Here is a 10,934-nt window from a genome sequence, read left to right as displayed (position 1 = left end):
CACCGCCGCAGCTCCCAGCAGCAGGCCAGCCGCACCGCCACCGCCGACCGAGGAGACAGCGGGAACCAGGAAACGCATCAGTGCGGGCAGGGCCACGAGCGCGATGAGCATCAGCGCCAGGCCGGTGACGATCTGGAAGAGCCCAGTGCCGTCCGACTTGAACAGGTCGGTGCCGGTCATGCGGAACGCGATCGCGTACACGATCGCCGCGGCGGGCTTGTAGAGGATGAACGCGAGGGTCCAGGCCATCGCCTTCTTGAACCACTGCCGACCGATTTCCGTGTTTGTCGCGGCGGCGGCGATGGGGAAGATGCCGGCGAGGACGACGAGCATTGCGCCGCGGAACACCATCAGCGCGATCTGCACGTAGGTCATGAACACGGCCAGCATTCCCAGCAGGAACAGACCGATCAGGCCGATGGAGTTCTGCGACGCCATCGTCATGCCGATCATCGTTCCGACCGTCGTGCCGAAGCAGTTCGACTCTCCATTGGTCACGCTGCACGTGGTCGAGTTGTCGAGAATCCAGACGGAGAACGCATCTCCCGCGGACGTAGCCAAGCGGATGACGACGAGGCCGGCCCCGGCCACCGCGATCAACGTCAAGACCGACCCGGCCAGCTCGCGGAGCGGCATCGCGCGTTGCGTCCACACCATCCGGCCGGCCGCCAGAAGGATCGAGAGGATCGCGATGCCGCCGGTGTACCACTGCAATTGACCCTGCACCCAGCCAACGACCGAGGAGGACTCGTTCAGGTGCATCGCCAGCGGCAGGAAACCCGTCACCAGCGCAGAGGCCGAGGAGAGCAGCAGCACCGCGAGGAGGATGACGCCGATGCGGCCCATGTGCGCTTCGCCGTCGCCGTGACGGCGGCGGCTCGTCATCATCACTCCCGCGACAATCAGGGACATGACGGCCAGGCCCGCGGACACCCACGTGACGTAGCCGAGGATCGTCTCGAATGCTTCCGGCTGTGGCGGTGTGCCGCCGCCGTTGACGCCGCCGCCCTGGTCCACGACCGTGACCGGTGACGGGACGCGTACCCACAGGGTGCCGAGGGAGGCGAGGGCCTTGCCGTAGCCCTCCATGATGTTGTTGACGAACTGCTGCAACGCATCGTTCGCGGCTGCCGAGACAACCTCTCCGATGCCTTCGTTGATCTTGCAGGGGAAGTCGAGGAGTCCGCATTCCGAGACGGGAGCGGTGGTTTCGGTGACGAGTAGTGTCATGCGACACCCGCCCAAGGCACGTAGCCGCCGAGACTCTGGAGCAGCACCGGGTTGTAGGCCGACTGGCCATCGTCAGTGAGTTGCATCTTCCAGTCGCCGTCCGACCAAGCCACGTCCGTCGCGATGCTCGCGAGTGTTCCGTCGTTCAGGCGGAAGGCGATTTCGATGGTCGCGGTGTCGCCGCTGTAGGAGAGCGTCTTGAAGCCTGCGATTTGAGCGCTCAGGCCAGTGTTCGACTGCGCGACATCTCGTGCCAGTGCCGCATCACGCCCCGGGCCGGGAACGGTCAGCTTGTCTGTGACGGAATCGGCCAGACGCGCATTTGAGCCCATCGCCCACAGATTGGCGACGGCGAACAGTGCTCCGTCGACGGTGTGTGCGTAGCAGCGGCGCACTCCGTCGTCATCGGTCAGCCCCGGCCCGGCCGTGTCCGAGTTCGGGGCGGCCATGGTGCCGACGATGGTCCACTCCGTCGTCGGGGCGGCGGTGAGGGTGCCGGTCTCTTCGTAGCCGGTGAGTCCGCACACGCTCTCGGCCTCCGCCGAAATGGTGGAGCTGGGGGTAGAGACGCCGGGGGTGGCGGCAGTTTTGCCGCCTCCCCCGGCATCGAGGGACGTAACGCCGAGCACGATGCCGGCGAGGGCGAGTGCTCCGACGAGGCTGGCTCCGACGATGAAGCCCTTCGTCTTGAATGGGTTACGCGGTTCGGAGTCGCTCATGACGTCCCTTGCCTTCCTGTTGGTGGTGCCGGTCGGTTTCCCGGGTCGCTAGGCGCCCATCAGGAAGCCGACGACGGTGAAGGCGGCGGAGATGATGATCACGCCGATGAGCAGGCGGCCGAGCCAGCCGCCGATTTCTCCGCCTTCGCCGCGGCGGGCGGAGATGGTCATGGTGACGCCGAGGATGATGAGGCCGACGACGGCGACGCCGAGGCCGACCCACTTGGCCCAGCCCATGACGGTGGTGAAGGCTTCGAATCCGGGGGGCATGCCGCCGGGGCCCGGGTCGGGGACGACGGCGCCGAGCGCGCCGGCGGCCGTGATCAGCTCGGAGGTGAGAGCGAGTGCAGACATGGTGTGTGCTCCGTTTCTGTGTTGGTGGTGCGGGGTGTTCGGTGCCGCCGGTTGGGGCTCCGGAGGGGTCCGGTTATCCGGTGGTGAGGGGGCCGTCGGCGTAGGCGACGTCGAAGTGCAGGTGGTTCGGGGTGTCACCGAACTGCGTGATGTGCTGATAGGTGGTCGAGCGGCACTGATTCTGGCCAGCGCGGGACCCCTGCGGGACCTGCGGGTCGAGAACGTCGAGGAGTTGCAGCGCGTTGGCGTCGCAGCCAGTCGTGGCGGTTCCCGCAAAGCTGTAGAAGTCGACGGCGTTGCCGCCGCCGTTCATCCAGTGCGACGAACCGGTGCCGGCGCCCAGAAGGGAGCCGGTGCACTGGCGGTTGAGGTCGGAGACGCCGACCTTCCCGAACGTGTTCAGCCCGATGGTGATGATCTGGAGAATGCGGACGTCGATCGCGCAGTTCTCCTTGGGGGTGCCCGCGGCCATGTCGCGGATCTGCTGCGCGTAGCGGTCCTCGAGAAGGGTCAGGTTGCCGGCGTCCATCGCCGCGACGAGATTCGCCGCGAGGGCCTGCGCATCGCCGGACACGGAGACGCATCCACCAACCGGCGCCGGTGAGGCGGGCGCGGTGCCGATCGGCGTCGACGGAACACCCACTGGCGCCGCCGTCGTCGGCGCGGTCGTGCTGCTGCCGAGGCTGTTCAGGTAGGTCATGATCGCCACGGCGTCGGCGCGGTACTTCGTGTAGTGGTTCGGGTCGGCGTTGCGCTGCACCTTGTTGATCGCGATGGACGGCTCCATCGCCTGCCAGCCCTCGACGGCCACGAGGCGTTCGTAGAAGAAGCCCGCCGAGGTCGTCGGGTCCATCCGCTGCTCGACGGTGCCCCAGCTCGACTGCTGCTGGAACAGGCCGATCGAGTCAGCGACCGACCCGTCCGGGTTGATCGCCCCGTCCCCGTAGCTGATGTTCACCAGGGAGGACTCCCCGATCGCCGTCTGCACGCCGAGCGTCTGCCCATCGGCGCCGAGCCCTTTCGCAGCTCCCGCGTTGACGATCAGCGCGGCGTTGACGAGCTGGTCGTGCCCGTAGGCGCCGACCTTCGCGTCTGCGGGGATCGCGGGCACGTTGACCGGTCCGCCGCCAGGCAGGCATGCCGCGGCCGCGTTCTCAGCGGCGCCGAAGAACAGCAGCCACAGCAGCAGTGCGATCGCGACCAGCGGTGCCAGGACCGCCGCGAGAACCCCCATTCCCCCCTTTGCCACCGGGTTACTCCGACGCCAGGGGGGTGATCTGCTCCACAGCCCACGGGGTGCTCCCCGCGGTCCGGTGGACGTACACGGAGTACTCCCCCGCGTCCGTGGGGACGAGGATGCGCATGGTGAAGGCCCCATCGCCGTCACGCACGCTCGCAGCACCGGTAAGAGTCGTGCACGGCACGTTCGCCGGGTCGACTGTCTCGTAGGCCACTGCTGCCTGCTGGCTTAGGAACGGGTACAGCTCAGCGATCCAGGTGTCGTAGTCCAGTGCGGGCCGGCAGAACGCCGTCACCGCGGTGGTCGCGAGGCTGGTCGTAGCAGCCTCCGCTGAGGGGTCTTCGGTGATTTGCGCATCGCTGGGCGCTGCCTCGGTAGGAGCAGCGCTCGCTGTCGGGGTCGTCGTCGGCGCGGGGGTCGATGACGCAGATGCAGCAGGCGACGAGCTGGTGCCGGTCGGTGCTGCTTCCGTGCTCGCCGTGCAGGCTGTGAGCCCACAGAGCGACAGTGCTACCGCGCCTGCGATCGGCGCCAGCTTTGTTCCGGTCACGCTGTTTCCCCTCGTGCGGACGAGAGTCGCTCGCCACCACGAGCCTAACTATATTTTCTGCTCACCACCACGTTCGATGTGTGAACGACCGAGAAATAAGTTATGGTGCCCAAAACCCCGCGAGGGATTTGTTGCTTCGTGCGCCATGATTGATGCATGCCCGACCCCTCGCCCATCCCGATACCCGACGAGGTGAAAGTGGCGATTCGAGTCATTGGGGACGAGATCAACCACCGCATCCTGTGGTTCTTGCTCCACCTTGATCAGCCGGAGCGCGGCTCCTACTTCGGTCCTATCCGTAAGCAGGTGCCGGAGAAGACGGCAGAAACCGTGCGTCGTCACCTTGTGCAGCTTGAAGACGCGGGAGCGGTCATCGTTGACACTCCTGTCGCTGATCGGCCGGGCCGGACCGTGCTGTACCGGGCGGACAAGGCGTTCATCAAGGAGCTGTTCGCTAAGAGTGAGGCCAACATGTTCTCCGACGCCCCGCGGCCCGAGGTCGGCCTCTAGGCGCACAGCTCCTCAGGGAGAAGATCAGCGCACGCGGCAGTCCAGGTCGCGTGCAGCTCGGCACGATTGACCTCGTAGGTGCGCGCGCGCCCCGAGTTCTCGTGAATGTCCACCAGACCCAGTTCCTTGAACACCCGCAACGGCGGCCGGATCGATGTCGGCGGAAGCGCCGTCAGCTCGGCAAGCTCATCGCAGGTCGCAGGGCCATGAGCGACCAGTGCGCGGATGACCAGCCAGCGGCGCTCGTTGAAAACGGCCACCGTCCTGCGCGTGTCCCCCACACCCGGCTCGATGACGCCGACTGCCTGATCCCCTGAGTTGTTCCCCGTACTCATAGAGACACACTACCTCTTCAAGTAGCTCCCTGCTACCCGTGCAGGGGGTCTCCAGGTCACTTGGAGCGGACATTCATGCTCAGAAGAGCAGGTGCTAGCCTACCTGGATGGGTAGTAGAGCGCAGGTCGGGCCGTCGTACTTCTCGTTGCAGATCGTGGAAGCAATCCGGCAGCTCCTCCCCCGTAGCGGGATGACGACTGCTGAGCTGATCGAGACGTCGAAGTTTTCACCGAACTACTACTACGTGCGGATGCGCGCCGATGCACCTTTCGATGCTGACGACATCGAGCAGATCGCCACCGCGCTCAGCATGACGGTGGCCGAGTTCGTCACCCTCGCGGCGAGCACGCTCGTCACCGAGCAGAAGGCGCAGCGGCGCATCGCTACCGTCGATAAGGCCGAGCTGGCCCGTCGACTGACTTTCCTGTCCAACGGCCTTCCCGTAGACGCTGTGATGGAGATGGCCGGCCCTCATGCGCCTTTCGACGCGCAGGATTGGCAGCGACTGTCGAGCGGGAGTGGTGACGGACGCGAGTACTTCGACGTTCTCACCGCTCTGGCTGCCGTCTTCGATGTCGATGCCCGATACCTGTATCAGACTGGTGATAAAGACCTTGCCGAGACGATCGAAGCCCAGAAGGACTTCGCGCGAGCAGTCGAGGAGACGGGTGTTACAAGCATCGCGGCCCGCGCATTCGATGAAATTAGCCCCGCAGAGTTGCGGGCTCTGACGAAAACCATTCGCACGCTGCACCATGAACGTCGAGGACCTGATGCGAAGTAACACCGTAGACGTAACTGATATTCGGCGTCGTGCCGCACAGATTCTTGATGACGCTGGGCTGCAGAAATGTGCAACTCTCGATGATGTCGTGGCGATGACCCGTCAGGTTCACGGCAAGCCGATCGATATCTCAGTGACAGACGACCCCACGTATCAGTCGCTCAGCGCCGTGTGGATCGACTGGCCCGACTTCGCCGCCGTCCTCGTGCGAGCCAAAGACCGGCCCGTCTTCCGCGTCAGAGGCATCGGGCACGAGCTCGGGCACATGCTGCACGGCCACGTGGGGTGCCACCTGACCTCAGCAGCGCTGACCCCGCAGGAGCAGGCAGCGTTCAGCAGCCTCACTCAGCAGGGAGCAGTGGTTCGAGGACGGGTGTCCGCCAGCCGGCTCAACCGTCACGCACCCGACCCGGACCTCGTTCGTGCCGAGGTCGAGGCGGAGCAGACGGGCGTGCTCATCGTCCGGCATCTCCTCACCGCCTCGCACCTGGCTGACAAGGCGTTTGGTTAGCCCGTCGCACCTTGCCTCAGACACTCGCATTCCTCGGTCTCGTAGCCATCTTTCTGTGGAGGACCCCTCAGCCGTTCCGGTTCTGGCGAAAGAAACGATCCGGCTTCACGGAGGCGCCCTACGCGTGGATCGCATCGGGGGTCGGCATCGTCGCGCTCTCCACCCTGGGGCTCGTCGTCCCTGTCGAAACCATTGATCGGATCCTTGGTGGCTCCAACATCGTCTACGCCGTCCAAAACGTCCTCGCCGTCATCGCGCTCTGGTACACCCGCAAAGCCTGTCTGCTGGCAACCGGTCACCAGCGGGAGAGGCGGATCGGGCTCGCCGCCACCGTCGCCGTTCTGATGGCGGCCTCCACGGTCTCGTTCTTCCTCATCACCGACCGAGCGGAGACCTCGCCAGAGATCATCCACGACCACATCGACCAGCTTCCTGCCATCCTCTGCGCGGGGCTCTACCTCAGCGCCGTTCTCGTCATCGCCGTGGATCTCCTACGGCTGTCCGCACAGGACTCGGCTATCGGTCACCGTTTCTTCGTCGTCGCTGCTGCGCTCATCGCAGCCGGCGCGGTAGATGAAATCGCCTCCCTGATCTTCGATTACTACGGAGCGGCGGAACTATCCGCCGTGCTCCACGCCACTTTCAACTATCTGTTCTATCCCGGCATCCTCTTCGTCATGTTCGGCATCGTCTACTTCTCCGTGAAGCGCAGGAAGTGGGTTAGGGTCGCCGAGCGCATGTCGGCCAGCCTCCGTGGCCCGATCGAGCGTCTACACGGCACCATCTACCAGTTGCCGGAAGACGAGTTAGCCGAAGTTGATATCGCTACCCGGCTTTTCGAGCATGTCGTCACACTCCGGGATGCGCAGAACGATAGCGCAATAGAACTTTCCGCGAAAGAGGAAGAAGACCTGGCCACTGCTGAGATTTGGCTAGAGTCACATTTGGGATCGACTATGGAGATTGCTCGATGAAACAAGCACTTATTGGGACTGCAATCGGAGCCGCTGCCGTCTCGACCCTAGGCGTCGGATTAGGTATTGCATTCGCGAAACGAGTCGTCTCTCCGTCGAAGCCCAAGACGGTCAAAGTCATCGCCGCGAACCGTGACACCGTTGTCCTGCCTCGAGACCTACTGACGGCTCATCGCGGCGTGATGGGGCTCTGGTGGACTGACGGCCACGCCATCGTCGGAGAGGTCGATGCCGCCCGCAGTGACGCCAAGCAGGTCACCCGTCATCTGCTCGCCGTCCGCGGCACACTGCCCGCTCCCGGCGATCGTGCGATCTGGGAAGGTGACTCGTTCGACGGCCCGACCGCAGTGTCAGCCGACGTCGAGACCATCGCGATCGACACCGATCTAGGAGCAGCGCCGGCCTGGCTCTTCCCCGGAACGACCAACGCCGATACCTGGGTCATTCACGTGCACGGAATCCGTGCGAACCGGGTCAACGCGCTCCGCACCGTGCCTGCCGCGTCGGAGGCCGGCTGCACGAGCCTCGTGTGCTCCTACCGCGGAGACGGTGAAGGACCGAACGGCCTACGCCCAGCGTCCACGCTCGGACTGGACGAGTGGAACGACATCGACGCTGCGATGCGCTTCGCCGCCGAGCACGGCGCGACATCGATCGTCCTCGCCGGATGGTCGATGGGCGCGAGCATCGTCCTCCTCGCCGCCGAGCGCTCCGCGCTGCGCCATCTCATCCGGGGCCTCGTGCTGGTGTCCCCCGCGACCGAGTGGCGCCGCACCATGGCGAACGTCGCCGGAAAGATGGGCCTGCCCTTCCCCCGCCTGTGCGCAACGCTCGCAGAAGTTGCTCTCACGCACTGGCCGCTGACCTCGATCGTCGGACTGGCGGGCCCGGTCGACCTCGACCAGCTTGACTGGACCGCGCGCTCCCGAGTGACGGTGCCGAGCTTGGTCGTCCATTCATCCGGCGACCGAAAGATCCCGTTCGACAGCTCCCTCGCCTTCGTCGCCCAGCACCCCAACACCGCGACGCTCTGGGAGTCGGCAGGAGCCGATCACGCCTGGGAGTACAACGTCGACGCCGAGCGCTTCACATCGACCGTCGCCTCCTGGCTCCGAGCACGGATCGACGCTGCGGCAGAGGGCTCGCATCCCGCCCTCACTGACGCGGTAGGGTCGTGACCACGTAAAATGTGGTCGTTGCGGTGATAGCCGCTAGATCGAGGGGAGACAAGCAGATGGTCGATTCGCTCACCGAAGTCTCAACACGCCGCCCCGCCCGCGCCTACGTGCTAGCACGTGGACCCATGATGACCCTTATGGGACTGAAGCGCCGGCCGGAAGGCACTGCTGTTGTGCAGCTGAACACGCGAGTACTCCCCACCGTGCGGGATGCCGTGACCGATGCTGCTGCTGCCAGCGGCATGAGTGTGTCGCTCTACATTGAGACGCACTTCACTCACCTGATGTCCAAAGACGGCCGTCTCCCCCGCGCCCAGGACCTCCGATCGGAGTTGCCGATCAACGCCGCTTAACGCATTAGGCCCGCCGCTCACGCGACGGGCCTAGAAGCTCTTGCTTCACACCACACGGTTACCAGGCCAACAGGTGTGAAGCAGTTTCCCGAAGTTCCGGTTTCCTAGGCCGGGCCTTCAACGTCCCCACCCGAGGGAGGAGAAGTGACCTCATCGTAAGCCACATTGCTGTGTCTTCGCACGCCCAAAACGCCGAAGTTGACTCCTTTTTGGCTCCGTGGGCGTTGACGCGTCGGCTGAGCCCTCGTGCTGCCGTGCGCACGATGCGTCCGGATGCTTACGGGCGCTTGGACGAAAATGCCTATCCGGCTTCTTTCCCTGTCTCTCCCGTCGCTCCGGCGGCCCCGTGGGCGATCTACCTCGCCGACGACGCCGGAGTGTTCCGGCTGCTGTGCTTCGACTTCGACGGCAAGGACTCCCACGGCGTCGACGCCGACCTCATGGAGCAGGCCGCAGACGACTGCGACGCCCTCTCCACCGTCCTCGACGCGCACCAGGTCGCTCACGTTGTCTGCCAGTCCTCCGGGACCGGCGGCCGGCACCTGTGGGTCGCTCTCGCGGAAGGCGCCCCGGCCGAGCTGGTGGCTCGATTGGCGATCGCCGCTCGAGCGAACTTCCGCACGCTGGATCACGGGATGCTCCGCAACCCGCGCACTGGCGCCGCTCGTCCGCCGCTGTCCCCGCACCGTGACGGCAGCTTCTCGAGCGTCCTCCGCGGCCGCGCAGAGGAGCTGCTAGACACGACCGTCACCGAGGCCGCCATCGAGGCCGTGACGGACGCGCTCGAAGCCTCCCGGCCGCCGCGGCGCGTCGACGCCACTCCCCCATTTCCCACCGCCACCGCGCACCACACGCACCGGTCGCTGAGCGCGGCCGGTGCTGCGCACATGGCCACGGCCGGCGGCGGCGCGAATCCGTCGTGGACGGCATTCATGTGCCTGCTCTCGGCCGCGCACGCCGGCTGGACCTTCACCGACGTCGAGCACGCCGCGCGGACCGCGCCCGGGATGGAGCACTACCGGACAAAGAACACCGGCCGTGGCCACCGCCGCCCGCGGTCACGCGACGAGGCCGCTGAGCGCCTGGCACGGCAGTGGGAGAAGGCCCGCCAGTACGCGGCGCTGCACGCCGTTCTCCCGCCCGAGCGCGAACCCGCCGACCTGGCGGAGCTGGACAGCATCGCCGCCTCCGTCAGCGCCCTCCTGGACCGGTTCCGGGTAAGCCCGGGCCGGTGGGGCCGGAGCGAGCGGGCGACGTCCGAGAAGACGATCCTCACCGCCTTGGCCTATCTCACCCTGCACACAGGCAAGCGCACCGTCGCCGCCTCCATTCGCGACCTAGCCCTCCTCGCCGGCCTGGGCCGCACCACGGCAGCCAGCGCCCTGCGGACGCTGCGCGAGGACGGCTACGTGCAGCTCGTCGTCCACGCGGACGGCTCTAACGCCAGCGAATGGCGACTGTCCGAGCACTTTTCCACAGCTTCCCCGCAAGGTCCGGTCACAACCACTAATAACCCCCGCCCCCCCGGGCTGCTCTTCACCGAACGAACCATGCTCCTCACCATGCTCGAAGCCGACCTGACCGACACCCGCCATGACCTCTTTACCCGCGCGGGACTGGGGCATCTGGCAGGGAAGGCCTACGCGCTGCTGCGCCGCGAAGGGACCCTTGCGGTCGACGCCGCCGCCACGCTGCTGGGAGTCACTGCCCGCACCGCCGCCACCGCCCTCTCCCGCCTCCGCACACACCGGCTCATCGTCAAGCACACCAACGGGTGGACCCAGGCGAAGCGCGACCGCCGCACCGCCGCAGCTCGCGCACTCGGCGTCGACGGAACTCTGATGGATCGAGCTCACCGCTACGACGTCGAGCGCGAAGTCTGGGCGTGGTGGCAAGCCGAACTCACCCACCGCTCCTCCTCCCCCAGAGAACGCCCCCGACGTCGACACGTCACGAGCCGGCCACTGTTCGAGACCGCCACCGCTGGCGAGCGCGTCTGGCCGCTCTACCCCCGCGACGCGGCCGGCCGCGGCGATCACCGCGAAGCGCTGCACTGGGGACGAACCGGCATGCTCGCCCCCGGATCGCTCTGGTGGTCGTCGACAGCTGCCTAACCCTCGGCCTCGACGCGGATCCCCGCCGAGCTCGACGCGCCCGAGACGGTTCCACCGCAGGGCCGGATGACTGGGTGCACG

At 66.2% G+C, this 10,934-nt stretch carries 12 protein-coding genes; 6 read left to right on the top strand and 6 right to left on the bottom strand.

Features of this window, described 5'->3' with window-relative positions:
- From IOC53_RS14415 to IOC53_RS14395, 5 genes are all read right to left on the bottom strand, one after another.
- A partial coding sequence (locus IOC53_RS14415; RefSeq protein WP_207406741.1) for a hypothetical protein occupies nucleotides 1-1,230 on the bottom strand: 1,230 nt, incomplete at its 3' end.
- The gene (locus IOC53_RS14410; protein WP_207406739.1) at nucleotides 1,227-1,949 is read right to left on the bottom strand and encodes a hypothetical protein; all 723 of its coding nucleotides are present in this window, start codon (nucleotides 1,947-1,949) and stop codon (nucleotides 1,227-1,229) included. The genes IOC53_RS14415 and IOC53_RS14410, both read right to left, overlap by 4 nt.
- Nucleotides 1,950-1,997: 48 nt before the next feature.
- A complete protein-coding gene (locus IOC53_RS14405) occupies nucleotides 1,998-2,303 on the bottom strand; it encodes a hypothetical protein (protein ID WP_207406737.1) in 306 nt (101 codons plus the stop codon).
- Between the two features lie 73 nt (nucleotides 2,304-2,376).
- Nucleotides 2,377-3,537: a hypothetical protein gene (locus IOC53_RS14400; protein WP_207406735.1), complete on the bottom strand. Its 1,161-nt coding sequence runs from the start codon at nucleotides 3,535-3,537 to the stop codon at nucleotides 2,377-2,379.
- Nucleotides 3,538-3,556: 19 nt separating this feature from the next.
- A complete protein-coding gene (locus tag IOC53_RS14395) occupies nucleotides 3,557-4,093 on the bottom strand; it encodes a hypothetical protein (RefSeq protein ID WP_207406733.1) in 537 nt (178 codons plus the stop codon).
- A gap of 156 nt (nucleotides 4,094-4,249) precedes the next feature.
- Here IOC53_RS14395 and IOC53_RS14390 point away from each other — a divergent pair, with 156 nt between their 5' ends.
- A complete protein-coding gene (locus IOC53_RS14390; RefSeq protein ID WP_207406731.1) occupies nucleotides 4,250-4,603 on the top strand; it encodes a hypothetical protein in 354 nt (117 codons plus the stop codon).
- Here IOC53_RS14390 and IOC53_RS14385 read toward each other — a convergent pair.
- Nucleotides 4,600-4,938 carry a helix-turn-helix transcriptional regulator gene (locus tag IOC53_RS14385; protein ID WP_207406729.1) on the bottom strand — a complete coding sequence of 113 codons (339 nt, stop codon included), beginning with the start codon at nucleotides 4,936-4,938 and terminating at the stop codon, nucleotides 4,600-4,602. The two genes, IOC53_RS14390 and IOC53_RS14385, sit on opposite strands and share 4 nt — an antisense overlap.
- A 107-nt stretch (nucleotides 4,939-5,045) precedes the next feature.
- Here IOC53_RS14385 and IOC53_RS14380 point away from each other — a divergent pair, with 107 nt between their 5' ends.
- The 5 genes from IOC53_RS14380 (at nucleotide 5,046) to IOC53_RS14360 (ending at nucleotide 10,853) form a co-directional block, all read left to right on the top strand.
- Entirely contained in the window at nucleotides 5,046-5,723 is a 678-nt protein-coding gene (locus IOC53_RS14380; protein ID WP_207406728.1) for a hypothetical protein, read from the top strand.
- The gene (locus tag IOC53_RS14375; RefSeq protein WP_207406727.1) at nucleotides 5,695-6,234 is read left to right on the top strand and encodes a hypothetical protein; all 540 of its coding nucleotides are present in this window, start codon (nucleotides 5,695-5,697) and stop codon (nucleotides 6,232-6,234) included. Before IOC53_RS14380 ends, IOC53_RS14375 begins: the two co-directional genes overlap by 29 nt.
- Before the next feature lie 11 nt (nucleotides 6,235-6,245).
- The gene (locus tag IOC53_RS14370) at nucleotides 6,246-7,208 is read left to right on the top strand and encodes a hypothetical protein (RefSeq protein ID WP_207406726.1); all 963 of its coding nucleotides are present in this window, start codon (nucleotides 6,246-6,248) and stop codon (nucleotides 7,206-7,208) included.
- On the top strand, nucleotides 7,163-8,386 hold the full coding sequence (locus IOC53_RS14365; RefSeq protein WP_207406725.1) for an alpha/beta hydrolase: 1,224 nt from the start codon (nucleotides 7,163-7,165) through the stop codon (nucleotides 8,384-8,386). The genes IOC53_RS14370 and IOC53_RS14365 overlap by 46 nt, the downstream gene beginning before the upstream one ends.
- 523 nt (nucleotides 8,387-8,909) lie before the next feature.
- Nucleotides 8,910-10,853 (top strand): hypothetical protein, encoded by a 1,944-nt coding sequence (locus IOC53_RS14360; RefSeq protein ID WP_207406724.1) that lies wholly within the window; start codon nucleotides 8,910-8,912, stop codon nucleotides 10,851-10,853.
- The last annotated feature ends 81 nt before the right edge of the window (nucleotides 10,854-10,934 follow it).

Source organism: Rathayibacter sp. SD072 (assembly GCF_017355185.1).
Classification (GTDB): domain Bacteria; phylum Actinomycetota; class Actinomycetes; order Actinomycetales; family Microbacteriaceae; genus Rathayibacter.
The sequence above is the reverse complement of the archived record's forward strand: the minus strand, read 5'-3'. Positions and strand labels throughout refer to the sequence as shown.

Bases quoted from the DNA above. Each gene is read 5' to 3' on its own strand.
- IOC53_RS14410 (WP_207406739.1), bottom strand. From the start codon at position 1,949: ATGAGCGACTCCGAACCGCGTAACCCATTCAAGACGAAGGGCTTCATC.
- IOC53_RS14400 (WP_207406735.1), bottom strand. From the start codon at position 3,537: ATGGGGGTTCTCGCGGCGGTCCTGGCACCGCTGGTCGCGATCGCACTG.
- IOC53_RS14375 (WP_207406727.1), top strand. From the start codon at position 5,695: ATGAACGTCGAGGACCTGATGCGAAGTAACACCGTAGACGTAACTGAT.
- IOC53_RS14405 (WP_207406737.1), bottom strand. From the start codon at position 2,303: ATGTCTGCACTCGCTCTCACCTCCGAGCTGATCACGGCCGCCGGCGCG.
- IOC53_RS14380 (WP_207406728.1), top strand. From the start codon at position 5,046: ATGGGTAGTAGAGCGCAGGTCGGGCCGTCGTACTTCTCGTTGCAGATC.
- IOC53_RS14390 (WP_207406731.1), top strand. From the start codon at position 4,250: ATGCCCGACCCCTCGCCCATCCCGATACCCGACGAGGTGAAAGTGGCG.
- IOC53_RS14385 (WP_207406729.1), bottom strand. From the start codon at position 4,938: ATGAGTACGGGGAACAACTCAGGGGATCAGGCAGTCGGCGTCATCGAG.